Annotated in this window: 24 protein-coding genes; 8 read left to right on the forward strand and 16 right to left on the reverse strand. The window is 72.6% G+C overall.

The features are described 5' to 3' along the window. The first annotated feature begins 21 nt into the window (after positions 1 to 21). Positions 22 to 366 (forward strand): MerR family transcriptional regulator, encoded by a 345-nt coding sequence (locus IF00_RS0133480; protein WP_030324622.1) that lies wholly within the window; start codon positions 22 to 24, stop codon positions 364 to 366. Between the two features lie 95 nt (positions 367 to 461). Here IF00_RS0133480 and IF00_RS0133485 read toward each other — a convergent pair whose 3' ends face one another. The 12 genes from IF00_RS0133485 to IF00_RS0133540 form a co-directional block, all read right to left on the reverse strand. Further along, positions 462 to 2,057, reverse strand: coding sequence for an alpha/beta hydrolase (locus IF00_RS0133485; RefSeq protein WP_030324624.1), 1,596 nt, complete (start codon positions 2,055 to 2,057; stop codon positions 462 to 464). Between the two features lie 223 nt (positions 2,058 to 2,280). Continuing rightward, entirely contained in the window at positions 2,281 to 3,291 is a 1,011-nt protein-coding gene (locus IF00_RS0133490; RefSeq protein ID WP_030324626.1) for an aromatic ring-hydroxylating oxygenase subunit alpha, read from the reverse strand. A 1-nt stretch (position 3,292) separates the two neighbouring features. Further along, the gene (locus IF00_RS0133495; RefSeq protein WP_030324628.1) at positions 3,293 to 3,517 is read right to left on the reverse strand and encodes a recombinase-like helix-turn-helix domain-containing protein; all 225 of its coding nucleotides are present in this window, start codon (positions 3,515 to 3,517) and stop codon (positions 3,293 to 3,295) included. A gap of 28 nt (positions 3,518 to 3,545) precedes the next feature. Beyond that, positions 3,546 to 4,481 carry a PDR/VanB family oxidoreductase gene (locus IF00_RS0133500; RefSeq protein WP_030324629.1) on the reverse strand — a complete coding sequence of 312 codons (936 nt, stop codon included), beginning with the start codon at positions 4,479 to 4,481 and terminating at the stop codon, positions 3,546 to 3,548. 57 nt (positions 4,482 to 4,538) lie between these two features. Then, positions 4,539 to 6,173, reverse strand: coding sequence for a thiamine pyrophosphate-binding protein (locus IF00_RS0133505; RefSeq protein ID WP_030324631.1), 1,635 nt, complete (start codon positions 6,171 to 6,173; stop codon positions 4,539 to 4,541). Between the two features lie 8 nt (positions 6,174 to 6,181). Next, on the reverse strand, positions 6,182 to 6,970 hold the full coding sequence (locus tag IF00_RS0133510) for an SDR family oxidoreductase (RefSeq protein WP_030324633.1): 789 nt from the start codon (positions 6,968 to 6,970) through the stop codon (positions 6,182 to 6,184). 19 nt (positions 6,971 to 6,989) lie between these two features. Next, positions 6,990 to 7,745 carry an SDR family oxidoreductase gene (locus IF00_RS0133515; protein WP_030324634.1) on the reverse strand — a complete coding sequence of 252 codons (756 nt, stop codon included), beginning with the start codon at positions 7,743 to 7,745 and terminating at the stop codon, positions 6,990 to 6,992. Further along, positions 7,738 to 8,259, reverse strand: a complete 522-nt coding sequence (locus IF00_RS0133520; protein WP_030324636.1) for a cupin domain-containing protein — start codon at positions 8,257 to 8,259, stop codon at positions 7,738 to 7,740. Before IF00_RS0133520 ends, IF00_RS0133515 begins: the two co-directional genes overlap by 8 nt. Further along, positions 8,250 to 9,077, reverse strand: coding sequence for an alpha/beta fold hydrolase (locus tag IF00_RS0133525; RefSeq protein WP_030324637.1), 828 nt, complete (start codon positions 9,075 to 9,077; stop codon positions 8,250 to 8,252). Before IF00_RS0133525 ends, IF00_RS0133520 begins: the two co-directional genes overlap by 10 nt. Further along, positions 9,074 to 9,871: an aspartate dehydrogenase domain-containing protein gene (locus IF00_RS0133530; RefSeq protein ID WP_030324639.1), complete on the reverse strand. Its 798-nt coding sequence runs from the start codon at positions 9,869 to 9,871 to the stop codon at positions 9,074 to 9,076. The genes IF00_RS0133525 and IF00_RS0133530 overlap by 4 nt, the downstream gene beginning before the upstream one ends. Further along, positions 9,868 to 10,812 carry a VOC family protein gene (locus IF00_RS0133535; RefSeq protein ID WP_030324640.1) on the reverse strand — a complete coding sequence of 315 codons (945 nt, stop codon included), beginning with the start codon at positions 10,810 to 10,812 and terminating at the stop codon, positions 9,868 to 9,870. The genes IF00_RS0133530 and IF00_RS0133535 overlap by 4 nt, the downstream gene beginning before the upstream one ends. A gap of 85 nt (positions 10,813 to 10,897) precedes the next feature. Next, on the reverse strand, positions 10,898 to 12,382 hold the full coding sequence (locus IF00_RS0133540; RefSeq protein ID WP_030324642.1) for an aldehyde dehydrogenase: 1,485 nt from the start codon (positions 12,380 to 12,382) through the stop codon (positions 10,898 to 10,900). 292 nt (positions 12,383 to 12,674) lie between these two features. Here IF00_RS0133540 and IF00_RS0133545 point away from each other — a divergent pair, with 292 nt between their 5' ends. Next, on the forward strand, positions 12,675 to 14,039 hold the full coding sequence (locus IF00_RS0133545) for an MFS transporter (protein ID WP_030324644.1): 1,365 nt from the start codon (positions 12,675 to 12,677) through the stop codon (positions 14,037 to 14,039). 155 nt (positions 14,040 to 14,194) lie between these two features. Next, positions 14,195 to 14,734, forward strand: a complete 540-nt coding sequence (locus IF00_RS0133550; protein WP_030324645.1) for a MarR family winged helix-turn-helix transcriptional regulator — start codon at positions 14,195 to 14,197, stop codon at positions 14,732 to 14,734. A gap of 44 nt (positions 14,735 to 14,778) precedes the next feature. Here the strand turns inward: IF00_RS0133550 and IF00_RS0133555 are convergent, their stop codons facing one another. Next, positions 14,779 to 15,318: a DoxX family protein gene (locus IF00_RS0133555; RefSeq protein WP_030324647.1), complete on the reverse strand. Its 540-nt coding sequence runs from the start codon at positions 15,316 to 15,318 to the stop codon at positions 14,779 to 14,781. Between the two features lie 101 nt (positions 15,319 to 15,419). Between IF00_RS0133555 and IF00_RS0133560 the strand changes: the two genes are divergently transcribed. Next, on the forward strand, positions 15,420 to 15,908 hold the full coding sequence (locus tag IF00_RS0133560) for a MarR family winged helix-turn-helix transcriptional regulator (protein ID WP_030324649.1): 489 nt from the start codon (positions 15,420 to 15,422) through the stop codon (positions 15,906 to 15,908). Positions 15,909 to 16,025: 117 nt separating this feature from the next. Here IF00_RS0133560 and IF00_RS0133565 read toward each other — a convergent pair whose 3' ends face one another. Together IF00_RS0133565 and IF00_RS0133570 are read right to left on the reverse strand one after the other, a co-directional pair. Beyond that, positions 16,026 to 16,907: a diacylglycerol/lipid kinase family protein gene (locus IF00_RS0133565; protein ID WP_030324651.1), complete on the reverse strand. Its 882-nt coding sequence runs from the start codon at positions 16,905 to 16,907 to the stop codon at positions 16,026 to 16,028. Positions 16,908 to 16,937: 30 nt separating this feature from the next. After that, positions 16,938 to 18,533: an FAD-binding oxidoreductase gene (locus IF00_RS0133570; protein ID WP_030324653.1), complete on the reverse strand. Its 1,596-nt coding sequence runs from the start codon at positions 18,531 to 18,533 to the stop codon at positions 16,938 to 16,940. A gap of 77 nt (positions 18,534 to 18,610) precedes the next feature. Here IF00_RS0133570 and IF00_RS0133575 point away from each other — a divergent pair, with 77 nt between their 5' ends. The 3 genes from IF00_RS0133575 to IF00_RS0133585 all read left to right on the forward strand — a co-directional run bounded on the left by IF00_RS0133575 (position 18,611) and on the right by IF00_RS0133585 (position 23,049). After that, positions 18,611 to 19,210 (forward strand): TetR/AcrR family transcriptional regulator, encoded by a 600-nt coding sequence (locus IF00_RS0133575; protein WP_078944950.1) that lies wholly within the window; start codon positions 18,611 to 18,613, stop codon positions 19,208 to 19,210. Next, on the forward strand, positions 19,207 to 20,784 hold the full coding sequence (locus tag IF00_RS0133580) for a glycerol-3-phosphate dehydrogenase/oxidase (RefSeq protein ID WP_030324657.1): 1,578 nt from the start codon (positions 19,207 to 19,209) through the stop codon (positions 20,782 to 20,784). The genes IF00_RS0133575 and IF00_RS0133580 overlap by 4 nt, the downstream gene beginning before the upstream one ends. A gap of 171 nt (positions 20,785 to 20,955) precedes the next feature. Beyond that, positions 20,956 to 23,049, forward strand: coding sequence for a SpoIIE family protein phosphatase (locus IF00_RS0133585; protein WP_030324659.1), 2,094 nt, complete (start codon positions 20,956 to 20,958; stop codon positions 23,047 to 23,049). Between the two features lie 33 nt (positions 23,050 to 23,082). Here IF00_RS0133585 and IF00_RS0133590 read toward each other — a convergent pair whose 3' ends face one another. Continuing rightward, positions 23,083 to 24,147, reverse strand: coding sequence for a substrate-binding domain-containing protein (locus IF00_RS0133590; RefSeq protein WP_030324660.1), 1,065 nt, complete (start codon positions 24,145 to 24,147; stop codon positions 23,083 to 23,085). Between the two features lie 209 nt (positions 24,148 to 24,356). Between IF00_RS0133590 and IF00_RS0133595 the strand changes: the two genes are divergently transcribed. Beyond that, the gene (locus tag IF00_RS0133595; protein WP_030324662.1) at positions 24,357 to 26,798 is read left to right on the forward strand and encodes a polysaccharide lyase 8 family protein; all 2,442 of its coding nucleotides are present in this window, start codon (positions 24,357 to 24,359) and stop codon (positions 26,796 to 26,798) included.

A 26,798-nucleotide genomic window follows, 5' to 3' on the forward strand; every position in this document is an offset into this window, starting at 1 on the left:
GGGGCGGAAGGCGGAGCACGCATGCTGATCGGGGAGTTGTCCCGGCACACCGGGGTGAGCACCCGGCTGCTGCGCTACTACGAGGCGCAGGGGCTGCTGGAGGCGGAGCGCGGCCCGAACGGCTATCGCGCGTACGACGCGGACGCGGTGACCACCGTCCGCAAGGTTCGCGCCCTGCTGGCCGCCGGACTGCCGACCGAGGTGATCCGGGTCGTCCTGCCGTGCACCGGTGAGGACGGCACGGCCTTCGACTGGTGCGCCGACATCAGGGAGCTGATGCTCCGTGAACTGGCCGCCACCGACGCCCGTATCGACGACCTCCACCGCCGTCGCACCACCCTCGCGGGCTACTTGGCCGGCTCGTGACCTCATGCCGGGGTCGGGCGGGGCGGCCGGAACACCGGTGACAGGGGGCCCTCGTGGCGCGGGGGATCCCTGTCACCGGCCGTACGTCGTGCCGGTCAGGAGCGGTGCAGCCCGGGGAGGCCCGGCGGCGTCGGCAGCGGGAGGTCCAGACGGTTCCGCGCCTGGTCCGGCGTGGCCCGGCAGGTCGCGTCCGCGGCCGGCAGTCGGCCCGTCGTCAGGTAGGCCGTGGCGGTCGTGTCGGCGCAGGACCTGGAGCCGTAGATGCCGTGGCCCTGGCCGCCGAGGACGGTGACCATCCGGGCGCCCTTCATGGTCCTGCGCAGCCCCTGTCCGCTGACCAGCGGCGTCTGGGAGTCCCACTCGTTCTGGAGGATGAGCGCCCCGACGGAGTTGTTCACCTTCGTGGCGGGCTCGGACCCGTTCTTCCAGAACGCGCACGGCTTGATGTTCGACGCGAAGTCGCCGTACAGCGGGTACCTGGCCTTGTCGCGGATCGCGTCGCGGCGGTACTGCTCGGGGTCGCGCGGCCAGGAGCGGGTGTCGGCGCACGCCACGGACCAGAAGGCCGCGTCGGAGTTGTCCGAGGGGACGGCACGGGCGAACGACGGCGGTACGTGACGGGGCGCCTGGCTCCGCCGCGACGGCGCCGGTGCGGGAGTCCCCTCGGCGGCCTTCCTGAGCTCGACGATCGCCTCGGCGGCGCCCTTCACGTCGAAGAACACGGCCCGGCCTGCGCGGATGTCGTCGCCGGTCAGGAGCGTGCCCTGGAAGTCGATCGGCTCGCGGTCCGCCCGGGCGACCAGGTCCCAGAAGGTCGTGCCGACCTCGGCCGGGGTGTCGCCGAGCCCGTACGTGGCGTGCCGCGCGGCGGTCCACTCGGTCCAGCGCTTGAACGCGGGCTCCGCGCCCTCCGCCCACACCTGGATCATTCCGCGCCAGATGCGCTGCGGGTCGACCGCGCTGTCCAGCACGAACCGGTCGGTCCGCTTCGGGAACATCTGCGTGTAGACCGCGCCCAGGTAGGTGCCGTAGGAGTAGCCGAGATACGAGATCTTCTTCTCGCCGAGCACGGCGCGGATGACGTCCATGTCCCGTGCGGTGTTGCGGGTGGTGAGGTGGGGCAGGACGTCACCGCCCTTCGCACGGCACTTCTCCGCGACGGTCCGCGCCCACCGGACGTCCTTGTCGAACGTCGCGGCCTTGTACGGGCGCTGCCAGTTCAGCTCCTCCTCGTTCAGGCCGCAGCTCACGGGCGAGCTCTGGCCCACGCCGCGGGGGTCGAAGCCGATGAGGTCGTACTGCTCCTTCACCGCGGTCGGCAGCTCCGGGGCCATCCACAGCGGCATGTCGAGGCCCGGCCCGCCGGGGCCGCCCGGGTTGAGCAGCAGGACACCGCGCCGCTTCTGGGGGCTGGTGGCCTTGACCCGGGACACGACGACGTCGAGCTTCCTGCCGCCCGGCCGGGTGTAGTCGAGCGGCACCTTGAGCGTCGCGCACTCGAAGTTCGCCGGTGCCTCGGCCTCGCAGCGCTTCCATCGCGGGGTCTGCCGGGTGTACTGCCTCAAGGGATCGGCGGAGACCGTCCGTCGGGCCTCCGGGGCGGCCGCGGAGGCGACGGCGGGAGTGAGAGCGGGCACGAGGGTCGCGACCGCGCTGATGGCCACGAGGGGTGCTATTCGTGTGCTTCGCACAGAGTCAGATCCTTGCGGGAGGTGGATGATGCGTCTCATGCACCTTCGCGCACAGGGCAGTTGTGCGAAATCCCTCCCCCGGCCATCACCGCGTCCGACCACAGGAGGAGCACGCCCGGGGGAATGGTTCCCGAGGCGGAGAACGCGACCCGCGGTTTCGACGTCCGGCCTCCGTGACGTCCGGTCTCCCTGACGACCCACGTGACGCCGGGCCGACGTGACGTCAGGTCGACGACTGCGCCTCGGCCTCCGCCCGGTACAGGCGGCGGAGCCGCACCACTCCCAGGTCGTGCTGGTACAGGTTCTCCCGCTGATCCGCGTCGGCGGGCATGGCCTCCAGCATCACGCGGTCCTGCTCGAGGACCTCCCAGTGGCGCTTCTCGATCAGCGTCTTGTACAGGAAGCGCCAGGTCGCGCGCTGCCAGTCCTCGACGCGGCGGTAACGCCAGAAGAAGACACCCGAGCGCCCCTCGTCGACGGGACAGACCATGCCCACGATCCCGAACGGTCCGCCCGGTCCGGCGGACGGCGGGTAGGGGATGGACAGGTCGACCCAGTCGACGCCGGTGCGGCACAGCTCGACCCAGTCGAAGTTGACGCCCCGCTGGTCGGTCTTCTCGAAGAAGTAGCCGCGATCGGTCTCGCGGATGCGGAACTTGGCGGTCGTGTCGCCGGCGAACATGGTGTGCGACTCGTGGTGGAGGAAGGCCCCGTGCATGGGATCGAGCAGGTTCTCCACGGCGTACCGCCAGGGCACGTCCCACTCGGCGTAGCAGAGGAAGGCGTCGACGGCAGGGTCCGTCAGCGGGTCGGGAAGCGTCAGTTCGGCCGGCTCGGGGTGCTCCTCGTCGCCGAACCAGGCGAGGATCGCGCCGCCGACCTCGCGTACGGGCAGCGAGGCGACCAGCTTCTTGCCTTCCAGGTTGCAGCCGGGCAGGCCCGGCACCGAGGTCACCGTGCCGTCGGCGCCGACCTCGACGCCGTGGTACCAGCAGGCGACCCGGTCGCCGAGGTGCCTGCCCAGCGACAGCGGCGCTCCGCGGTGCGGGCAGCGGTCGGCGAGCATGGAGAGCGCTCCGTCGGAGCGCCGGAAGAGCAGCCACTGCTCGCCGAGCGCGGTCACCTTGCGCATGGCGCCGGGGGCGACGAAGCGCGAGGGGACGACGGGGTGCCACTGGTTGCGCAGCCCGGTGGCGTAGATGCGGTCCGCGGTGGCGGAGGGCGACAGCGTCATGTCAGGCTCCCAGTCGGTTCATCTCGGCGCGGAAGGACTCCTCGGTCCACGGCGTGCCGTCGGCGGTGTGCACCTTGCGGGCGTTGAGTCCGCGCACCACGTCGGTCAGTTCGTGACCCTCGTGGGTGAAGACCTCTTCGAGGGTGGCGGCGAGCTTGTACTCGTACGGGGTGGGCTCGTGCGTACGGGACTGGTGGACGTCCAGGTACGGCCAGGTGTCGGTCACGGTGTCTCCTGAGCAGGCGGGGGAAGGGTCACAGATCGAGGACGAGCCGACCGGAGGCGCACCGTGAGACGCAGATCATCATGGTGGTGCCGGCGGTCCGCTCCGCCTCGCTGAGCAGGAAGTCGCGGTGGTCGGGCGTGCCGTCGAGCACCCTGGTCTCGCAGGAGCCGCAGATGCCGTCGCGGCAGGAGCTGTCGACACCGATTCCGGCGTTCTCGACGGCGTCGAGGATCGAGATGCTCGCGTCGACCCGGAGCGTCAGGCCCGAGGCCCGGCACTCGACCTCGAACTCCTCGTCGTCTCCGGCGCGTTCCACGGTGGGGGCGGCGAACCGCTCCAGTCGGAGGCGGCCTTCCGGGCAGCGCTCCTCCACGGCCGCGAGGAGCGGTTCGGGGCCGCACGAATAGACGAGCGCCCCTTCGGGCAGCCCCGTCAGCACCCCGTCCAGGTCGATGTGGCCCAGCTCGTCCTGCGGGACGAGCGTCACCTCGCCGTCGAGCAGGGCGAGTTCGGCGGTGAAGGCCATCGAGGCGCGGCTGCGGCCGCCGTAGACCATGCGCCACTCGGCGCCCCGCCGGGCGGCCTCGCGGGCCATCGCGAGCAGGGGCGTGATGCCGATGCCGCCGGCGACGAAGACGTACGAGGCGGCGTCCTCCAGGGCGAAGTGGTTGCGCGGTTCGGAGACCGTCACGGGCTGGCCGGGGCGCAGCTGGGTGTGAATGAAGCGTGAACCTCCCCGTGAGGAGGGTTCGTTGAGGACGCCGATCCGGTAGGCGCCGTGGTCCTGCGGATCGCCGCAGAGGCTGTACTGGCGGATCAGGCCGCCGACGTGCACGTCGATGTGGGCGCCGGGCGTCCAGGCGGGCAGGGGTTTGCCGTCGGGGTGGGCGAGCTCGACGGACAGTACGCCCTCGGCCTCCCATGTCATGCGGTGGACGATCAGCTGCAGCGGGTTGTCGCTCATGGCCTGGTGCCTCCTTACCGGCGGTCGGGCAGTGCGGGTGCGCGGGACGGGACCGGGTTACCGGCCCGGGATCCGCACGGGTGGGGTGAACGGGTTCTTCATCGGGCCGAGGGCCACGAGGTCGACCTCGACGAGCGTCGGCCCGTCCGAGGCGACGGCCTCGGTGATGACCGGCGCCGCGTCCTCCTGCGCGGCGATCCGCCCGTAGGGCAGGCCGCAGGCGCGGGCGAGCAGCTCGAAGTCGGGGGTGACGAGGTCGACACCGGATCGGCGCTCGCTGTGGCGGTCCTGCATGTTGCGCAGCACGCCGTATCCGCCGTCGTTGAAGACGATCAGGGTGAGCCGGGGACGTTCCTGGGCGAGGGTGAGCAGTTCGCCGAGGTGGACGGCGAGTCCGCCGTCGCCGGCGAGGACGACGGTGGGCGCGTCGGGCCGTCCGAGTGCCGCGCCGATCCCCATGCCGAGGCCCTGGCCGATGCCGCCTCCGCGCGGGAAGACGTTGTCCCGCGGGTCGTACATGTCGAGGAGGCGGTTGCCCCAGCTGCTGGAGGGGATGGTCACGTCCCGGGCGACCACGGCCTCGCGCGGCAGGGCGGCGCGGATCGCGTCGCAGATCGCCGCCTGCGGTCCGATGGTGTCGTGCAGGGTCGCCCGTACCTCGGCGCGGACGCCGCGGACACGTTCGAGCCAGCCGTCCTCGGCGGGCATGGCGTGCCGGGTCAGGGCCGTGAGGGTGGGTGCGGCGTCGCCGTGCAGCGGGTGGGCGACGGGGTAGACCCGCCCGAGGGCGGCCGCGTCGAGATCGATCTGGACGTGCGCCGACGGCAGTTCGAGGGTGTAGTCGGCGGTCTCGTTGGAGCGGAAGTGGGTGCCGATGGTGACGAGCACGTCCGCGTCGGCGAGCAGGGCGCGGGCGGCGGGGGTGGTGGCGAAGTTGCCGATGACCTGCTCGTGGTCCTCAGGCACGGCGCCGCGCCCGGAGTTGGAGGTGAGCAGTCCCGCTCCGGTCGCCTCCAGGAGCCGGGCGAGTTCCTCGCGGGCTCCGGTCGCGCCGCCGCCGGCCCAGACGAGCGGGCGGCGGGCGGTGGCCAGGAGCGCGCCGGCCGCGGCGAGTTCACCGTCCGTGGGGGCGGGTACCGCGGGGTACTCGGGGACGACGGGGCCGTCGGTCTGGGGCGCGTACTGGAGGTCGATGGGCCATTCCACGCTCGCCGGTCCTCCGGTTCCGCCGGGCCCGCCGAGCGCTGCTCGCGCCGCCTCGCGCAGGACGTGGCCCGCCCTCTCGGTGTCCGGCACCGTCGCGGCATGGGCCGACACGGCGGTGAGCATGCCGAGCTGGTCCTTGGTCTCGTGGATGAACCCCCGTCCGCTGCCGAGGAATTCGCTCTCGATCTGACCGGTGATGTGCAGGACCGAGCTGCCGGCGCTGAGTGACTCGATCAGCGATCCGGCGGCGTTGCCGGCGCCGGTTCCGGTGGAGGTCAGGGCGCAGCCGAGGGAGCCGCGAGCCCGGCCGTAGGCGTCGGCGGCGTTCACGGCCGATGCCTCGTGGCGTACGGGGACGAAGCGGAGTTCGCGGTCGACGGCCTCGACGAGCGGCAGGTTGTGCACGCTGACGATGCCGAAGACGGTGTCGATGCCGAGTTCGCGCAGGACGGCGACGAGGAGATCGCCTCCGTTGTCGTGACGCATGGTTCTCCTCAGAGGATGGAGCGGCCGACGCCGCCGCAGACGTCGATGCCGGTGCCGGTGATGTACGAGGCGCGGGGCGAGAGCAGGGCGACGACCGCGTACGCGACCTCCTCGGCCCGGCCGAGCCGGCCGAGGGCGACGCCCCGGTCGGCAGCCAGTTCCGCCTGCCAGTCCTCGTAGCTCGTGCCGGTGGCGGCCGCGGCGTGCCGGCGGGTCCACTGGCCGGTGTCGATGAGGCCCAGGCACACGGAGTTGACCCGGATGCCGTCGGCGGCGAGTTCGGCCGAAAGGGACTTGGAGAGGTTGAGAATGCCGGCGCGGGCGGCGCTGGTGGTGATCAGACGGGGCTCGGGCTGCTTGGCGAGAACCGCGTTGATGTTGACGATGCTCGCCGCCGCGGAGCGGGCGAGGAACGGGCGGGCGGCGCACAGGGGGTTCAGCACCCCGGCGAACTTGAGCTCCAGTTCGTCGCGCCAGTCCTCGGCCGTCGAGTCGTCGAGCCCCTTCATGCGGGACTGTCCGGCGTTGTTGACGAGTCCGTCGACGCCGCCGAAGGTGTCGGCGGCGCCGCGGACGAAGCGGTCCACGGCGTCGGCGTCCCGGACGTCGCAGACGCCGGTGAGCAGGCGGTCGCGTCCGGCGCCGAGCCCGGCGGCGGCCTTGGCGAGACGGTCGGCGTCACGGCCGCAGGTGGCGACGCGGGCGCCTTCGTCGAGCAGGGCGCGGACCGTGGCCAGGCCGACGCCCGAGCTGCCGCCGGTGACCACGATGGTGCGGTCGGCGAGGCCCAGATCCATAACGGGGTTCTCCTGCGTGTCAGTTCATGGTGAAGCCGCCGTTGACGGCGATCACCTGTCCGGTCAGGTAGCGGGACTCCTCGCCGAGCAGGTAGGAGACGATCCCGGTGAGGTCGTCCGGCTGCTGCGGCCGGGAGACGGCCCGGTTCGCGCGGTAGAGGTCGTGCCGCTCGGCGGGCACGGTCTCGGTCGCCTCGCACTCGGTGAGTCCGGGGGCGACCGCGTTGACGGTGATCCCCTTGTCGCCGAGTTCGCGTGCCATGGCCCGGGTGAGGGCGATGACCGCTCCCTTGGAGGCGATGTAGTGGGCGAGGCGCGGGGAGCCGTAGAGGGCGGCGTCCGAGGCGATGTTGACGATCCGGCCCGGCGCCGCGAAGAGCGGGTGGAGGGCCTTGGAGACCAGCCACGGGCCGCGGGCGTTGACCGTCATCAGCCGGTCCCACACGTCGATGTCGATGTCCTGGAACTCGCTTCCGCCCACGCCGTTGGCGAGCGCGGCGTTGTTGACCAGGCCGTACAGCGGGCCGATCGCCCGCACGGCGGCCGCCAGCGCGGCCACCGATTCCGGGTCGGCGACGTCGCAGCGGACGAAGCGGGCGTCGATGCCCTCCGCGCGCAGTTCCGCGGCCGCCTGTTCGCCCCGTTCCCGCTCCAGTTCGGCGACGACGACGCGGAAGCCGTCCTCGCCCGCCCGGCGGGCCATGGCCAGCCCCAGGCCACGGCCCGCTCCGGTGACGACGACGGTGCGTGCGTCGGCCGGGGGCAGGTCAGCCACGGGTGACGCCGTGCATCGGCGAGTACGCGGGATAGGTCGGGACCTGAGGCTTCTGCGTGCCGATGACGACGCAGAAGAGGGCGTCGGTGTCTCCCTCGTTCTTCAGGGAGCGGGTCACGCCGGCCGGGACGACGATCATGTCGCGGTAGCCGAGGGTCCGGTACTCGACCTCGTCGGGCCCGCGGTGGATGCCGACCTTGACCTCGCCCTCCAGGACGAAGAAGGCCTCCTCGACGTCGTGGTGGGTGTGGGCAGGGCCCTCGGCGCCGGGCGGCAGGAGCATGTTGGAGAAGGTGAAGCCGCCGGACGGGATGATGCGGCTGTCGCCCTCGTGGTTGCCGGTGGCACCGGAGCCGACGTAGCGGATCTGGCCGCGGCGGTACTGCGGGCCGGCCTTCTCCTGGAAGGAGAGGGTGTCGAAGTCGGCGACCCGGGAGGCCTTGGTGGCGATGAGGGAGTCGGTGTACGCGGCGAGGTCGTCGCCGTTGTCGTACGCGGTGGTGGTCAGAGGCATGAGGACAGCTCCTGTTCGGGGATGCGTGCGGTGATGCGGAGGTGGGAGAGGACCCAGGCGTTGAAGCGCTCGGGCTGCTCCTGGTTGGCCAGGTGACCGGCGTCCTTGACGATCACGAAGGCGGTCTTGTGGAGGGCCCCGGCGATGGCCTGGCTGCCCTCGATGCCGGTGACCCGGTCCTGGTCGCCGCAGAGGACGAGCGAGGGAGCGGCGACGGTGGGGAGTTCGGCGCGGAGGTCGGCCGAGGCCATGGACTCGGCGGCGTACCCGTAGCCCGGGAGCCGTACCGAGGCGGCCATGGTGTCGACGATCCGCCGGACGAGGTCGGCCGGGGCGCCGGGTGACACCAGGCGGGGTCCGCGGGCCTCGGCGAAGGCGCGCGGACCGAGTGCGGCGAGCTCGGTGGCGCGGGCCCGCATGCCCGCCGCCTTCGTCTCGTCCGTCCCCGAGCCGGTGCTCGAGTCGGCGACGATCACCGAGGCGACGAGGTCCGGGTGGCGGACGGCGAGCCGGAGGGCGATCACACCGCCCCAGGAGACGCCGAGGACATGGGCGCTGCCACCGCGCTCCCGGATCAGCCGGGCCGCCGTGTCCGCGAAGTCGTCGAGGGTGAGGGGGACTTCGGGGTCGGGCGACCGGGCGTACCCGGGCGCGTCCCAGGCGACGACCCGTGCGTACGCGGAGATTTCGGCGAGCTGGGGGGCGAAGGCGGCCGACGAGGAGCCGATGCCGTGCAGGCACAGGAGGAGGGGTCCGTGGTCGCCGGCCTCCTCGACGTGGACATCCGTGACGGCCGGGGCGAGGACGTCGGCGCTCACAGGATCTGACCCGTCCGCCCGGCGAGCGCGGCGAGGCCGCGCAGGACCGCGTAGGGCACCACCTGGCTGGTCGCCGGGTTGCCCGGGTCGGGCAGGTGCGCGACCTCGAAGCGGTACGCCCCGTGCGCGCCGGACGCCTCGATCACATGGCGCGTGTGATGTGCCGCGGGGTCGGCGACGACCCGGACCCGCACAGTGTCCAGGTCGCCGACGGCCAGGGCGACCGAGGCGGCCACGTTCGTCGATTTGGGGAACTTCGCCGGAATCTCGCGGGCGGTGCCGGCCATGACCTCGACCGGGCCGGTCGCCGTCCGCATCCGGGCGAGCAACTCCTCGTCCATCCAGGGCTGTTCGAGGGTCGAGGGCAGTTTGGTTGTGGTCAGCCGGACCTCGTCCAGGGGTCCGAGCGAGCGGGCCGCCTGGAGCAGGTCGAGCCCGCCGACGGCGCCGCCGGTGAAGTACACCCGGCCCGGTCCCGCCGCGAGCAGCCGCTTCGCGAGCTCCTCGTCGGTCATCGCGCCGCTGGAGGCGACGAGCAGGTCGGTGCCGGAGGCGAGCACGCGCTCGCCCCACTCCCGTACGACTCCCTGGCCGGCGGCCTCCACGATCAGGTCGCAGAGCTCCAGCGCCTCTTCGAAGGGGACCTGGGGGGCGGGCGCCGCGTCGCCGAGCGGACGGTTGTCGACGACGCACACCAGCTCGGCGCCGTCCACCTGCCCGTCGGCGAGCGCGGTGCCGACGATCCGGCCGATCGCGCCCCAGCCGACCACTCCGACCTTGCGTACGGTGCTCATGCGTTGTCCTTCCTCGCGTCGACGGGGGCGAGCGGGCCGGGGTCCGGCGTGCCCGCCATGTGGCAGCGGATCTCCTTCGACGGCGGGCCGGCCGTGCCCCACAGGTCGGAGAGCTCCGGGACACGTCGCCACACGCGGGCGATCCAGGTGTCCTCGACGATCTGGGCGACCTCGGAGGTGTACTCGCAGACGAGCCCGGACGGGTCGGTGAAATAGGAGAAGGTGTTGTTGCCGGGGCCGTGGCGGCCGGGCCCCCACTGGGGGGTGATGCCGTGGTGGCGGAGCCGGCCGAGGCCGCGCATGAAGTGGTCGACCGAGCTCATCTCGTACGCCACGTGGTTGAGCGAGGTCCACTCGGCCTGGTTGAAGGCGATGCAGTGGTGGTCGGCGTTGCAGCGCAGGAACGCCATCTGGTGCTCGGACCAGTCGGAGACGCGCAGTCCGAGCACCTCCCGGTAGAAGGCGACGGCGGCGTCGATGTCGACGGTGTTGAGCACCGCGTGGGTGACCCCGACGGGCACGGCGCCGTCCCGTCCGCGGGGGACGACCGCCTCGACCTGGGCGCTGATCTCGACGAGACGCCCTTCGGGGTCGGTGAACCGCAGGCCGTATCCGCCGCCGGCCTGGTCGAGGGGGCCGGGGCCGAAGACGGGGACGATGCCCCGTGCTTCGAGGCGCCGGGCGGCCTCGTCGACCTCGGCGGGGGTGGCGACGGCGAAGGCGAGCCGGCCGAGGCCCACGCGCTCGCGTTCGGTCAGGTGCAGGACGTGGTGCTCGTCGCCGGTGCCGCGCAGCCACCGCGCGCCGCCGTCGGACTCGACGGTCTCGAGCCCCCAGACCTCCTCGTAGAAGTCGGCGGCCTCGGTGAAGGCGGGCGTGTGCAGCTCGACGTACCGCAGGGAGCGGAGCCGGGCGATCGGGCCTGGCGGTGACGGTTGCATGGGTCTCTCCAGTCGGGCGGGCGGGCCCGGACGGTCGGTTCGGGCGGCGGGCCCGGACGGTCGGTTCGGGGGTGGGCGTGCCGGGTCAGCCGGCCCAGGGAAGGGGGGCGTCGGAGGTGCCCCAGTACAGGGACTTCTGTCGCTGGTAGGCGCGGATCGCGTCCCGGCCCTTCTCCGTGCCGAGGCCGCTGTCCTTCCATCCGCTGAACGGGGTGGCGGCGCTGAACTGCTTGTACGTGTTGATCCAGACGGTGCCGGCCTCGATCCGGCGGGCGATCCGCCAGGCGGCGCGCAGGTCGCGGGTCCAGATGCCGCAGGCGAGGCCGTAGACGGAGTCGTTGGCCTGGCGGACGAGGTCGTCCTCGTCGTCGTAGGGCAGGGCGACGAGGACCGGGCCGAAGATCTCCTCCCGGCAGGTGCGGGAGGCGTTGGCCAGGCCGTCGAGGACGGTCGGGAGGTAGTAGGCGCCGTCCTGGTACCGCTCCCCCGTGGGCGCCGAACCGCCGCAGAGCACGCGCGCGCCTTCGGAGCGGGCGAGGTCGACGTAGGCGGCGACCGAGTCGCGGTGGCGGTGGTGCACCAGGGGGCCTACCTGGGTGGAGGGGTCGGTGCCGGGGCCGACCCGCAGCTTGCGGACGCGCTCGACGAGCTCGCCGACGAAGGTGTCGTGGATCTCGCGTGCCACGAAGAGCCGCGAGCCGGCGATGCAGGACTGACCGCTGGACGAGAAGATCCCGAACAGCACTCCGGCCAGCGCCTGCTCGATGTCGGCGTCGGCGCGCACGATCGTCGGCGACTTGCCGCCGAGCTCCAGTGAGGCGGGGACGAGCTTCTGGCCGGCGATCGCGGCGATGGACCGGCCGGTCTCGGTGCCCCCGGTGAATCCGATCCGGGCGACGAGGGGGTGGCGCACGAGGGCGTCGCCGACGGTCCGGCCGCTACCGGGCAGTACCGAGAGGAGGGCGGTGGGCAGGCCGAACTCGTCGAGTGCCCGGGTGATCAGGCGACCGAGCGCGAGGGACACCAGGGGGGTCCAGGCGGCGGGCTTGAGGAGGACGGCGTTGCCGGCGGCGAGCGCGGGGGCGATCTTCTGCGCGTCGCTGGCGACCGGGGAGTTCCAGGGGTTGATCGCGCCGACCACACCGATCGGCTCGTGGACGCTCATGGTGACGTACGGGCCGCGGGACGGGGTGACCGTGTCCTCGGCCGTCTCCAGGGCGGCGGCCATGTACCGGAAGGTGCCCGCCGCGCTGAGTGCGAGTGCCCGGGTCTCGGCGAGGGTCTTGCCGGTGTCGGCCGTCTGTACGGCGGCGAGCTCGGGGGCGGCCTCTTCGGTCAGCTCGGCGATCCGGTGCAGGAGGCGGGCGCGCTCGTGGGCGAGCAGGTCGCGCCAGGCGGGGTTCGCGGCGGCCCGCGCCGCGGCCTCGGCCGCCTCGCCGACCTCGGCGACGGAGGCGGAGTGGATGGTGGCGAGGACGCGTCCGGTCGCCGGGTCGACGGTGTCGACGGGCTCGCCCGCACCGCGTCGCCACTGGCCCGCGATCAAGATGTCGGTGGGAAGGAGCGGCACGGCTGGACCTCCGGGCAGGGGCGGAAGGGGAGTTGGCTCCGGGCACGGACGGAGCCCGGCTCGATCCCGGGACCGGAATCGTCGAAGTGCTAGAAATCTAAGCGCTTAACTATTTCTCGACAAGCCCCTGAGTCGAGATCGTTGCCGAATCGGCCTTGAGCACGCCATTCACGGAGCCGATGATGACTACCGGGCCCGCGAGACAGAGATCTCTAGGCGCTTAACCATTGACCGCTTAGATAAGGACCCCTACTGTCTCGGCAACTCCCCTGCCCGCGGAAGGACCCCCTCCATGACGACTGTGGCCGGTAAGCAGGCCCTCGGCTCCGTAGCCGCGCGACTCGAACGACTTCCGCACTCCCGGTGGCACGTCAAGGTCCGGTTCCTGATCGGCGCCGTCACCTTCTTCGAGGCGTTCGACCAGCTCCTCGCCGCGTCCGCGCTGCCCGTCCTGATGAAGGAGTGGCACCTCACCACCGGACAGGCCACCCTCGCCGTGACCGCCGCCTCCATCGGAATGCTGCTCGGCGCCCTGGCGGCCGGCTGGCTCGGCGACCGGATCGGCCGCGTCCGCACCGTCGCCCTGGGAGTCGGCATCACCGGCCTCGCCAGCCTCGCCGTCGCCTTCTCCGGCAGCATCGAGACCTTCTCGCTCTTCCGGTTCGTCCAGGGCCTCGGCATCGGCGGGGTCGTACCCGTCGCCGCCACGTACATCAACGAGATCGCCCGCTCCGACAAGCGCGGCCGGTTCGTCCTGCTGTACGAGATGATCTTCCCGGCCGGCCTCGCCGCGGCCACGCTGGTGGCCGTGTGGGTGGTGCCCCAGTTCGGCTGGCGCGCGATGTTCGTCATCGGCACGATCCCGGTGCTGCTCGCCGCCGCGCTCCCCCGTCAGGTCGCCGAGTCCCCGCGCTGGCTGCTCTCCCGCGGACGCGTCCGGGAGGCGGAGGAGGTCATCGCGCGCATCGAGGCGGAGGTCGCCCGCTCCACCTCCGAGGCACTGCCCGCCCCCGCCGCGGACCTGGCCGACGAGCCGGCCGGCGGCCGCCTGGGCGATCTGTTCCGGGGACGCTACCTCCGGCGCACCGTGGTCGTGTCGGGTCTGTGGTTCGTCGCGTACTACGTCAACCACGGCATCTCCACCTGGCTGCCCTCGCTCTACACGAAGACCTTCGGCCTGGACCTGACGACCGCCCTCGTCTACAGCCTGCTCAGCAACGTGACGGGCCTGCTCGGCACGTTCGTCGTCGCCCTGCTGATCGACCGCGTCGGCCGCAGGCCCGCGCTGGTGGGAGCGCTCGTCGGCACCGTGCTCTCGCTCGGCGTGCTCGCCCTGGCGGGCGCGACCTCGGGCGGCCAGGTGGCGGTCTTCGCCTCCTGTACGACCTTCTTCCTCTACGCGATCAACGCGGGCCTCTACCTGTACTCCCCCGAGCTCTACCCCACGTCCAACCGGGCCAAGGGCGCCGCGTTCGGCGGTGTGTGGAACCGGCTGGGCGTCATCCTCGGCCCGGTGACCGTCGGCGCGATCATCGGCGCGGGCGGCAGCCTGTCCCTCGTCTTCGCACAGCTCGCCGTGGTCGCGGCGGTGGGTGCCGCCATCGCCTGCTTCGCCGTCGAGACCAAGGGCAGGACGCTGGAGGAGCTCAACGCCTGAGACTGCAGGCACGGAGCGGCGCCCGAGACGGAGCGGGCGCCCGGCACGGAGAGCGGGCGCCCGGCACGGAGCGGGCGCCCGCGCGTTTTCACCTCAGGACTAAGATTCTCAGTGCTGTGAGAAGTCGGGGGACGACGCAGGACGAGGGGAAGAGCATGGCTGCATCGAGGCCGTCGGACCGTGACGCCGTCGCGCGCGTGATCGAGGACTGGGCGCGGGAGCGGCCCGAGCTGGACACCAGCCCGCTGGAGGTCCTCGCCCGGCTCCACCGTTCCTATCTGCGCTACAACACCCGGCTCACCGCTTCGATCGAACGCCACGGCCTGTCCGTGGCCGGCTTCGACGTCCTCACCGCGCTGCGGCGCGCCGGGCACCCCCACCGGCTCACCGCGGGGCAGCTCGCCGACTCGGGCCTCGTGTCGTCGGCGGGGGTGACCCTGCGGATCGACCGCCTGGAGAAGGACGGCCTCATCGTCCGGGAACGGGACGACGACGACCGCCGGGTCGTCTACTCCCGCCTCACCGACAAGGGTCTCGCGACGGTGGACGTGGTGTTCGCCGAGCACCTCGACAACGAGCGGCGGATGCTCGGGGGCCTGTCGCCCTCCGAGCACCGCCAGCTCGCACGGCTGCTGCGCAAGCTGGAGGTGTCGATCGTCGCCTCCGACGAGGAGCCGACCGGCACCACGGCGTAGCGGGCGGCGACGGTCGGGAACGTCCCCCGATCGACGAGACACCCCTAGCCGCGCACCACCAGGACGACGGCGGCCACGACCACCCCGAGCGCCACGGCGAGCACGCCGTGGGCGAGGCGGTGCGAGCGGAGCACGGGCAGGAAGCGGTCGACGGCGTAGCGGCCGGGACCGGTCAGGGCGAGCACGACGGCGGCCGTGGTCAGGAGCAGTTCGTACTCCACTCCCTGAGGGGCGAAGAAGGAGAACCCGGCGTCCGTCTTCACGGCCAGGGCGTTGACCAGGGTGCCGAGGAGGCCGGCGGCCATCAGCGGGGTGAGCAGGCCCAGGGCGAGTCCGAGTCCGCCGAGGGTCTCGGTGAGTCCGGCGACGAGGGCCATCGCCTTCCCGGAGGGGTAGCCGACCGAGGTGAAGAACTGCGCGGTGCCGTCGACGCCGCCGCCTCCGAACCAGCCGAACAGCTTCTGGCCGCCGTGGACGGCCATGGTGAGGCCGACGGCAAGGCGCAGGACGAGAAGTCCGATGGCGTACGCGTGCGGGGACGGCGCCGCGGCGGTGCTGGTGCGGTCGATCGCGGGGGAGGTCACGGGGTGGTTCCTTCGTGTCGAGAAGCAGGTAGTTCAAATTTGAATCGGACACCGACTGTATATATTGATTCGAATTTGAACAACCAAGGTAGGGTGGGCCCATGGACGAACCGCGCTGGCTGAGCCAGGTCGAGATGCGCGCCTGGCAGGGCTTCCTCGTGGCGAGCAGCCTGATGTCCCGCCGCGTCGAGCAGCAGCTCAAGAGCCACGAGGGCCTCTCCCACCCTCAGTACGAGGTCCTCGTGCGGCTGTCGGCGACACCCGACGGCGAACTGCGCATGACGGAACTCGCCGACGCCGTGCTCACCTCCAAGAGCGGCCTCACCTACCAGATCACCCAGCTGGAGAAGGCCGGTCTGGTGCGGCGGCGCGACTGCCCCACGGACGTACGCGGAACCTTCGCCGTGCTGACGGAGGAGGGGCGCCGGGCGCTCCACGACGCCGCCCCCGGGCACGTCGCCCTCGTCCGCGAGCTGTTCATCGACGCCCTCGAACCCGGGCAGATCGCCCTGCTCGCCGACGCCCTCGAGACCGTGGGGCATCGGCTGCGCGGGGACGACCCGTCACCGTCCGGCCCCCCGGTGAGGTGACAGGCCCTCCTCGCCCGAGGCGGCGGGAGCGGGGGGCCACGAAGCCGGATGCCCGGAGGAGGCGTCGCTCTCTCCGGGCACCGGGTCCGCCGGCCCGGGGGCCTGCGGACGTCCTGGTCAGGCCAGGACGTTCAGAGCGGCGGGCCGCACCCTGAGGGTCACCGGCAGGACCGCGTCGACCTCGCCGTCCGCGCCGTACGGGAGAGGGCGGTCCGCTTCGAGGCGGACCTCCTTGCCGCGCAGGATCTCCACCTCGGGCCGGTTCACGTGCACGCCCGTCTTCAGCTCGTTCATCATGGCGAAGAAGAGGCGCTTGGGCGCCTGCTTGATGACCACGACGTCGAGCAGCCCGTCGTCGATCCGCGCGCCCGGTGCGACGTTCCTCCCGAACCCGTAGAAACCCGAGTTCGCCACGACCACGGTGTAGCCGGTGCGCCCGTGGCGTACCCCGTCGATGGTGACGCGGTACGCGGCGGGCTTCCAGGCGAGGACCGCCCGCAGGCCGCCCGCGTAGTACGAGGCCGCGCCGCGCAGCACGCGGGAGGCGTTGGCGTGGCGGTTGGCGACCGCGTCGACGCCCGCGTACACGCTGCCGAGGACGCAGGTCCCCGCGTGCACGGCCGACTCCACCTCGATCGTGTCGACGGCCCGCGGCTCGCCGTGGAGCAGTATCTCGACGAGCTGCCGGGCGTCCGCGGGGAGGCCCAGGGCGCGGGCGAAGTCGTTGCCGCGCCCCGCAGGGACGAGGCCGAAGACCGTGTCCGTACCGCTGAGCGCGCCTCCGACACAGCCGGCCATGCCGTCACCGCCGACGGCGAGCACGACATGTCCCCGCGCTCCGGCGTCGTGGGCGAGCTCTCGGGCGTGCTCCAGGCTGCGGCTGTAGACGGTGTCGAGCCTGGCGCCCGCCTCCCGCAGCAGACGGGCCAGCGGGAGCAGACCCGCCGTGCCGCTGGAACCCCCTGCGGTGGGGTTGACGACGGCGGTGAACTGTCGCATGGATCTGGCCTCCGGGCGGAGAAGTCGGGTTCAGCGGACGGGGATGAGGACTCCGGGGCTGAGCACACCGGAGGGGTCGACCTCGGCCTTGACAGCCTGCAGCATGCGGATGCCGAGGGGGCCGATCTCCCGGGCGTACCAGTCGCGGTGGTCGGTGCCGACGCCGTGGTGGTGGCTGATGGTGCCGCCCGCCGCCAGGATCGCGTCGTTGGCCGCCCGCTTCACCGGTTCCCAGTGCGCGACGGCGTCCTCCCCCTGTGCGGAGACGACGGTGAAGTACAGGGAGGCGCCGTTCTCGTACGTGTGCGAGATGTGGCACATGACGAGCGGCGGCGTGCCGGCCTCGGTGAGGGTGTTCGTCAGCGCGTCGCGCACCGCCGTGTAGAGGCCGGGGACGGCGGACCAGAAGGCCGCGGTCTCCAGCGTCTCGGCGAACGCGCCGGCGTCGAGCAGCGCGTCCCGCAGGTAGGGCGCGTTGTACCGGCCGTGCTCCCACTTGTCGCCGGGCTCCTCGCCGATGAGCTCACCGTCGCAGGCGAGGAGGACCTCACGGGCGACGGCGCGGCGGGCCATCGTCTCCTCCTCGGTTCCCTCGTAGCCGACGATGGCCATGCAGCCCGGGTTCTGCGGCAGTTCGGCGCTGCCGATGGCGTCCGGCTGCGCGAGGCCGATGAAGGTCTCCGACTCGTCCGACAGGCGCAGCACCGTGGGCCGCGGACCGTCCTGGGCCAGTCGGCGCAGGGCCGCCGTGCCGGCCTCGAAGGAGGCGAAGCGCCAGCCCTCGTAGATCCGCCTCGCGGGGAGCGGACGGATGCGCACCGTCACCGCCGTGATCACTCCGAGGGCTCCCTCGGAGCCGAGGACCAGCTGGCGCAGGTCGGGGCCGGCCGCCGAGCGCGGTGCCCGGCCGGTCTCCAGGGTGCCTTCGGGGGTGGCGACCGTCAGGCCGAGGACCATCTCGTCGAAGCGGCCGTATCCGGCCGACGCCTGGCCGCTGGAGCGGGCCGCGGCGAAGCCGCCGACGGTCGCCCATTCGAAGGACTGCGGGAAGTGCCCGAGGGTCCAGCCCCGCTCGTTGAGCAGCGCCTCGCACTGCGGGCCGCGCAGTCCGGGCTGCAGTGTCGCGGTGCGGGACACCTCGTCGACGGCGAGCAGCTGGTCGAGCCGCCGCAGGTCGAGGGCGACGAACGGCCGCTTCGTGGTGGGCGCGAGGCCACCGACGACGGAGGTGCCGCCGCCGAAGGGCACGGCGGCGACGCCGTGTTCGGCGCAGGCCCGCAGCACGGCGAGGACCTCGTCGTGGTCGCCCGGCAGCACGACCGCGGCGGGGATGTCGTCGACCTCGCCGGCGCGGATGCGCAGCAGGTCGGGGGTCGACTTGCCGCGGGTGTGCCGGATGCGGCTCTCGGCGTCCTCCCTCAGGAAGTCGGGCGCCCCGACGGCCTCCCGCAGCGCGGTGCGGGCCTCGTCGGGCAGCGCCGGGGCGGGCGGCGCGATGTCGGCGAGGGCGGCCGGGCCGCTCTCTCGCGGGGTGACGCCGAGCAGGTCACGCAGGAGGCCGGTGACCGAGTCGGGCAGGGGTGCCGCCTTGGCCGGGTCGCCCCAACCGCTCCACAACATGTCCACTTCGAAAGGGTTCCTCACGGTCTGTGTTTCACGGATGGCGCTGCCACGCGGCCGACGCTGGCATTACACTGTGACAGATGACGCCCATTCGTCACAACCATGAAGACGCAGATCCCGTGCTCGACGCCGCACGTGACTGCGTGCTCGCCGTCGGCGTACGGCGGACCACCCTCACCGACATCGCCCGGCGCGCGGGCGTGTCCCGGATGACGATCTACCGGCGCTGGCCCGATGTGCGCAGCCTGGTGGGCGACCTGATGACCCGTGAGTGGATCGCCGTGGCCGCCGGGGCCATGCCGCCCTCCGACGAGGACCGGCCCGAGCGGGAGCGGATCGTCGAGGGGCTCGTCGCGGGAGCCGCGGCGTTCCGGGCCCACCCGCTCTTCCACAAGATCATCGACGTCGACCCCGAGCTGCTGCTGCCGTACATCCTCGACCGCCGGGGCGCCAGCCAGGACGCCCTGCTCGGGCTCCTCCACACGGCACTCGAGGACGGCCACGAGGACGGCTCCGTACGCCGCGTCCGGGCGGACCTGCAGGCCCGGTCCCTGCTGCTCGTCGTCCAGTCCTTCACGCTCTCGCTGCGCACCATGACCGACGACACCGATCCCGAACTGAGCGAAGCCGCCTTCCTCGACGAGCTGCGCACCCTGCTGGAGAGGACCATCGCCCCATGAATCCCACGAGCAGCCCCGCCCTGCCCGGCTCCTCCCTCGACGCCCGGCGGCGCCTGCGCGAACTGGACCGACTCGCCGACGGCGCTGCCGACAGCGTGGTCGACGTCCTGGTCGTCGGGCTCGGTGCCACCGGCGCCGGAGCCGCGCTCGACGCGGCCACGCGTGGGCTCACCGTCGCCGCGATCGACGCCCACGACCTGGCCTTCGGCACGTCCCGCTGGAGCTCCAAGCTGATCCACGGCGGACTGCGCTACCTCGCGTCCGGACAGCTCGACGTCGCCCACGAGAGCGCGGTCGAGCGCGGCATCCTCATGGAACGCACGGCCCCCCACCTCGTCCGCGCGCAGCCCTTCGTGCTTCCCCTCACCCCGCTCGTCAGCCGCGGCCAGGCCGCCCTCGCGCGCGCCGGATTCCTCGCGGGCGACCTGCTGCGCGTCGGCGCCCGCACCTCGCGGAGCACGCTGCCCCAGCCGCGCACGCTCTCCGCCGTCGAGACCCGGCACCTGGCCCCGGCCCTCCGCCCCACCGGGCTGCGCGGCGGACTGCTCTCCTGGGACGGCCGGCTCTCCGACGACGCCCGCCTGGTCACCGCGATCGCCCGCACGGCTGCGGCGTACGGCGCCCGCGTCCTCACCCGCACCCGTGCCCTGGAGCTCCACCGCGACGGTGCGCTGGTCCGCGACGAGATCACCGGCCAGGAGCTGCGGATCCGCGCACGCACAGTCGTCAACGCGGCCGGCGTCTGGGCGGGCGGCCTCGTCGACGACGTACGCCTGCGGCCTTCGCGCGGCACCCATCTCGTCCTGCGCTCCGAGGATCTCGGCCGGCTCTCCGCGGGCCTGCACATCCCGATCCCCGGCGAGACGAACCGCTTCGTCCTGGTCCTGCCCCAGGGCGACGGACGTGTGTACGTCGGCCTCACCGACGAACCCGTCGACGGCGACATCCCCGACGTGCCGGCGGTCCCCGAGACCGACATCGGCTTCCTTCTCGACGTCCTCGGCTCCGCGCTCGACGTGACCGTCCACCGTGCCGACGTGGTCGGGGCCTTCGCTGGGCTGCGGCCCCTGCTCGACACCCGGGACGCGGCGGGCCGCACCGCCGACATCTCGCGCAAGCACGCCGTGCTCACCTCCCCCTCCGGCGTCGTCACCGTCGTCGGCGGCAAGCTGACCACGTATCGCCGCATGGCCCAGGACGCCGTCGACGCCGTCGTGACCGCCGGCGGCCTGACCGCCGGACCGTGCCGTACCGCGTCCGTGCCCCTCGTCGGCGCCGCCCGGCCGCAGACCCTCGCCCGGCTCGACGTCCCGGCCCGGCTCGTGTACCGCTACGGCTCCGAGGCACCCGCCGTGCACGCCCTCGGCCTCGAAGACCCGGCCCTCGCCCGGCCCGTCGTCCCCGGCCACCCCGTCACAGGCGCCGAACTGGTGTGGGCGGTCCGCCACGAAGGCGCCCTCGACACCGCCGACCTCCTCGACCGTCGCACCCGCATCGGGCTGGTCCCGGAGGACCGCGCCGCGGCCGAGGAAGCGGCCCGGGACGCCCTGGCGCAGTCGGCCCAGGTGCAGTGACGTGCGGTGACGCCGGCGCGGGTGCGGTGCGGCGGAGCCCGGCGGCACCTTCCCGGTCCGGAGGTCTCCGTGATGTCCGATCCGGCGAGCGCGGGCAGAATTGACGTGAGAGTCCCGCTCCGTCGGTGAGCAGCACGCCCGCCGGCCGTCCGTGTCCGGAAAGGGGGCCGTGTGTCCTCGCCTCGACCGGGGGGTCGGCCGGGAGACGAGCAGGCTCCCGGGCCTCTGTGGTCGGAGCCCGGGACGCTGCTCGAACAGGTGGCCGTGGCCGTGCTCGGCATCGACGAGGACGGCCGGATCTGCTACTGGGGGCCCGGTGCACAGCGGCTCTTCGGCCACGAGGCCCCGGACGTCCTGTCCCGGCCGGCCGCCGTCCTCTTCCCCGCCGCTCCCCTCGACGGGGCCGGTGCGGCGGAGCGCCTCGCGGAGCGCGGTCGTACGCTGGGGTACTGGCGGGCACGAGTGCCGACGCTGCACCGGGACGGCAGGGTCTTCGACTGCGGGTTCCGCGTCTTCCCGGTGACCGGTGCCGAGGGCCGCTCCGTCATTCTGGGTCTGGCGAGCGAGAGCGCCGGGCTCGACCGGGTGAAGACCAACCTCGCCTTCCTCGACGCGCTGTTCGCGACGTGCCCGATCGGGCTGGTGATGCTCGACGAGAACCTGCGGTACGTCCACCTCAACCAGGCCCTGGCCGACATGGACGGGACCCCGATCGAGGACCACATCGGCCGGACCATGGCCGAGTTCATGATCACGTCCGACGGGGGTGAGTACCAGCGCATGCTCCGGGCCGTCGCCGACGAGGGCCGCACCGTCGTGAGCACACTGGTCGTGCTGCGGACTCCGGGGCGCCCCGACCGGGAGCAGGTACGCTCCGTGAGCTTCTTCCCGCTCAGCCGGGCCGTCGGTTCACGCGCGGGCGTCGGCGGCCTCCTCGTGGACGTCACCGACCGCGAGCAGGCCCTCCTGGAAGCGGCAGCCGGCAGGCAGCGGCTGGCGCTCCTCGACAGGGCCGCGGCCCGCATCGGCACCACGCTGGATGTGAACGTCACGGCCCGTGAGCTGGTCGACGCGGTCGTTCCCGAGTTCTGCGACGCCTCCGTGGTCGAGGTCGTGGAGTGGAAGGACGAACGCGAGGTGTTCGATCCGGAGTCGGTGCTGCTCACCCGCCGGATCGCGGCCGGCACCTGTCTGCCGCCGCCCGCCCCCGAACTCGTCGGCGGCCTGGAGCGCGTGACCTACCCGCCCGGTTCGAGCATCCACCAGGCCCTGACGACGGGCCGTCCCGTCTGCGTCCCCGTGAACGCCGATTTCATGACGCGCACGGTGATCCACCAGGCCCGCGCCCAGCTCCTGGTCGACAGCGGTCTGACGTCGCTGCTCATCGCTCCGCTGATCGCGCGGGGCACGGTGCAGGGCATCACCATGTTCGGCCGCTCCGGCGGCCGTCCGGACTTCACCGAGGAGGACCTCAGCCTGGCGGGCGAGATCGCCTCGCGGGCCGCGCTCTCCCTGGACAACGCGCGGCTCTACAGCCGGGTCCAGGACATCGCTCTCACCCTCCAGCGCGCGCTGCTGCCCACGGCCGTCGCGAGCGGCCCGTCCGTGCACGTCGCCCATCGCTACCTGCCGGGCAGCCAGGCCACCGAGGTCGGCGGCGACTGGTACGACGTGATCGATCTGCCCGGCGGCCGGGTGGCCCTGGTGGTCGGCGACGTGATGGGGCACGGCGTGCCCGCGGCGGCGGCGATGGGGCGGCTGCGCATCACCGCCAAGGCGCTGGCCCGCCAGAACCTGGAACCCGACCGTCTCCTGGAGGAGCTCGACGTCTGCGCCCAGGACGCCGGTATCGCGTACGCCACCTGCCTCTACATCCGCTACGACCCTCCGACGGGACTGGCCCGTATCGCCAACGCGGGTCATCTGCCGCCGCTGCTCCGCCGGGCGAACGGCACGGTCGAGTCGATCGACGAGGTGCTGGGGGTGCCGCTGGGAGTGGGCGGCGTGCCGTTCCGTACGACCGAGATCGAACTTCACGACGGCGACACCCTCGCGCTGTACACCGACGGTCTCGTCGAGGCGCGCGGCGTCGACATCGACGAGGGAATGGCCGCGCTGAGGTCTCGACTCGAAGGCATGACCGGCACGTTGGAGGAGACGGCGGACGGCATCCTGGCACGGCTGCTGCCCGAGGCGCCCACCGACGACGCCGTGATCGTGCTCGCCAGGATCCGGCGTGAAGGCCTCGGAGACGTCCCGGCCTGATCGACACGACCCCCTCGGCACGGCCGGCCTCGCTCAGCCGCCGCTGGACGAGCGCACCCGCAGTCGCGGGAGGACGAAGAGCCGGTGCCGGGGAGCGTCCGGCTGCTCGATCCTGCGCACGAGCAACTCCACGGCGGACGCGCCGACCTCATGCTTCGCCGGGGCGATGGCGCTCAGCGGGATGTCGGCGAGCCCCGCCACCTCGTCGTCGTACGCCACGATCGCGACGCCGCCGGGGACCTGGACGGACCGCGCGCGCAGCCTCCTCAGCAGTGCGAGCGCATGGTTGTCGGGATGGGCGATGACCGCGTCGACGCGGCCCGCCGCCACGGCGTCCAGCAGCTCCTCGACCGGGTCGTCGTACTCCGGGCTGCCGGGGCCCGCGTCGCCGGTGTCCAGGACGGACGCCGGGAGGGGGGCTTCGAGCCCGGCCGCGCGGACGCCGGCCTCGAAGCCCTCGATGATCCACTGCGCGGTCGGGCTCGTGCCGCGTACGAGCAGCGCGAGGCGCGTACGGCCCGCCTCCGCGAGGTGCCGCACGGCCAGGCGCGCCCCGTGGACGTGGTCGGACACGACGTGGTCGATGCCGGCCATCTCGTCCGACTCGGGCCGGCGCTCCACGATCACGACGGGGACGGGCAGGTGCTCGTACCAGCCGCGCGGCCCGGTCGGAACGACGAGCAGCCCGTCGACGCCGTCGCCGATCATCCTGTCGACCTGCGCGCGTTCCTCGTCCGCGTCGTACCCCGAGATGTCGAGCACGAGCCGGGCGTTCCGGGCGGCGGCGGCCTCGCGGGCGCCCTTGATCACCTCGGGGTAGTAGTAGTCGGCGGACGGCACGATCAGGCCGATGACGCGCTCCCGGCCCCGGGCCGGTGCCGCGGGGTCCGCGTCGGCGGGCGCGGTCTCCGCCCAGGTCTCGGGCAGCATGGCCCCGCCGTGCACCCGGGCGACCAGGCCGCGGTCGGCGAGGATCTCCACGTCGCGGCGGATCGTGACCGGGGAGACTCCCAGCTCGGCGGCGAAGTCGCTGACCCGGAGGGAGCCCTCTTCGCGCAGCCTGCGCAGGATCGCCTGATGCCTGTGTTCCGCGTGCACGTAACCGCTCCCCTCGAACGACGGCCCAGTTCAGGAGCAGTGTAGCCACCTTCCGATCGATTCCGTCTGTTCCTTGCCGAATGGACAATCTATGGCGGTTCCTGTTCAAACCGTTGCTCTCTTGGTTTTCTGCGTGTTAGAAACCCCACGCTTACGAGCCAGCGACAGCGCCGAGGCAACGACGCGCTCCTCCCGTAAAGGTCGTCCCCATGCCATCTCCCTGGCCTCGCCGCACCTTCCTCCACGCCGCCGGCGGGGGCGCGCTCGCCCTCGGACTCACCGGGACCCTCGCGCACCCGTCCGGCGCCTCCGAAGTCCCCGCGGTCGCGGGGACATCCACCTCCACGTCCGACGCCGAGTTCGACGCGCTGCGCGGCAAGTGGCGCGACCTCGTCCTCGGTACGGGCTTCAGCCCGACGGCGGAACCGTTCCGGACCATCCTCGGCACCCTGGGCACGACCGCGGCCGGCTACCTGGCGACCATGGCCCCGGCGAGCGGTTCGCTCTGGCCGGGCCGCTCCTGGGCCGACCCGGAGCCCGATCTCGACGCCGAGTCGTACGCCTTCTCGGCGACCATGAACGACGCGTACAACCGGCTGCGGACCATGGCCGAGGCTTACTCCCAGCCGGGCACCGGACTGACCGGGGACACCGCCCTCCGGGACGCCGTCCTCACCGGCCTCGACCACCTGTACTCCGAGGTCTACAACGAGCACACGACGCGGTACGGCAACTGGTACAACTGGCAGATCGGCGCCCCTCAGGCCCTGATGGACACCTGCGTGCTGATGTACGACCACCTGCCCGCGACCCGGATCGCCGACTACTGCCGGGCCGTGGACGCGTTCGTGCCGGATTCGGTCTTCGCCTCGTACACCGGGACCAGCACCGGCGCCAACCGGGTCGACCTGTGCCGCGGAGTCGTTTTGCGCGGCATCGTCGGCAAGGACCCGGCCAAGATCACCCTGGCGTCCCAGGCACTGGCCCCGGTCTTCCCCTACGTCACCTCGGGCGACGGCTTCTACGACGACGGATCGTTCGTCCAGCACCGCAACGTCCCCTACATCGGCGGCTACGGCGCGGTGCTGCACGACGGCGTGGGCCGGCTGCTCGCCCTGCTGCGCGGATCGCACTGGGAGGTGACGGGCCCGGGCACGCAGCTCTTCCTCGACACGATCGAGAAGGCCGTCGCACCGTTCATCTACAACGGCCTGATCATGGACAACGTCAGCAGCAGGGGCGTCAGCCGCATCGGCACCAACGAACACCAGCGCGCCCATGGCCTGATGGCGACCATCCTGCTGGTCGGCCAGGGGGCGAGCCCCGAGGAGAACGCCCGCTGGCGGGCCATGGTCAAGGGCTGGCTGCAGCGCGACTACTACTACCCCGCACTCAAGAACCCCGGCCTCAGCCTGATCAGGGCATCACTGCTGCAGGCACTGCAGGACGACACCTCCGTGAAGGCCGCACCCGAGCCCGTCGAGCACCGGCTGTTCCCCAACATGGCCCGGGCCACGCACCGGCGTCGCGACTGGGCGGCCTCCTTCTCCATGGCCTCGAACCGCATCGCCCACTACGAGTTCGGCAACGGCGAGCACGCCCGCGGCTACCACACCGGCGCCGGGTGGCTCTCCTGGTGGGGCGGCGACTTCGGTCTGGAGCAGTACTCGGACGCGTACTGGCCCACCGTCGACCCGTACCGCCTGCCCGGCATCACCGCCTCGCGCAAGCCGCTCGCCGACGGCGAGGGCGGCAACTGGGGGCAGCCCATGCCGGACGCCGCCTGGGTCGGCGGCACGACCGACGGCGAGTACGCCGCCGTCGGCCAGCACCTCAAGGGGCTGTCCAGCACCCTGGACGCCAGGAAGTCCTGGTTCTGCCTCGACGACTCCGTCGTCTGCCTCGGCGCCGGCATCACCGCCAAGGACGGCCACGCCGTCGAGACGACCGTCGACAACCGCGCCCTCGGCGCCACGGGTGCCCCGGTGCTCACGGTCGACGGCCGGCCGCAGCCGGTGGCCCAAGGCTGGACGGCCACCTTCGACGACGCCCGGTGGGCCCACATCGCCGGGCAGGCGGGCTACGTCTTCCCCGCCGGCGTCACGCTCGGCGCGGTACGCGAGGAGCGCACCGGCTCCTGGCGGGACATCAACACCGGCGGCTCGCCCGACCCGATCACCCGCCGCTACCTGACTCTCTTCACCGACCACGGCGTCGATCCGGCCGGCGGCGCCTACGCCTACGTCCTGCTGCCGGGAGCGAGCGCCAGGGCCACCGCCCACCGTTCCCGAGACCGGGGATGGCTGCGGATCCTCGCCAACTCCGTCTCCCAGCAGGGCGTACGCGTGCCGAAGCTGGGCCTGACCGCGGTCAACTTCTGGAGCGCGGGTACCGTCGAGAGGCTGCGGACGAGCGCCCCCGCCTCCGTGCTCGTACGGGAGCACCGCAACGGTACGGCGACCCTGGTGGTCTCGGACCCCGCGCGACAGGCCACCTCGCTGGAGGTCCTCTGGAACCGCAGGGTGACGAAGGTGCTCTCCCGGCCCGCCACGGTCACCGCCGCCACGACCGGGTCGTCGCTGAAGCTCACGTTCGGCGACCTCACCGGCCAGGCCGGCGCGCCGCAGAGGATCACGGTCCGGCTCGGCTGA

It is taken from the genome of Streptomyces flavochromogenes, assembly GCF_000717595.1.
GTDB classification, from domain to species: Bacteria; Actinomycetota; Actinomycetes; order Streptomycetales; family Streptomycetaceae; genus Streptomyces; species Streptomyces flavochromogenes.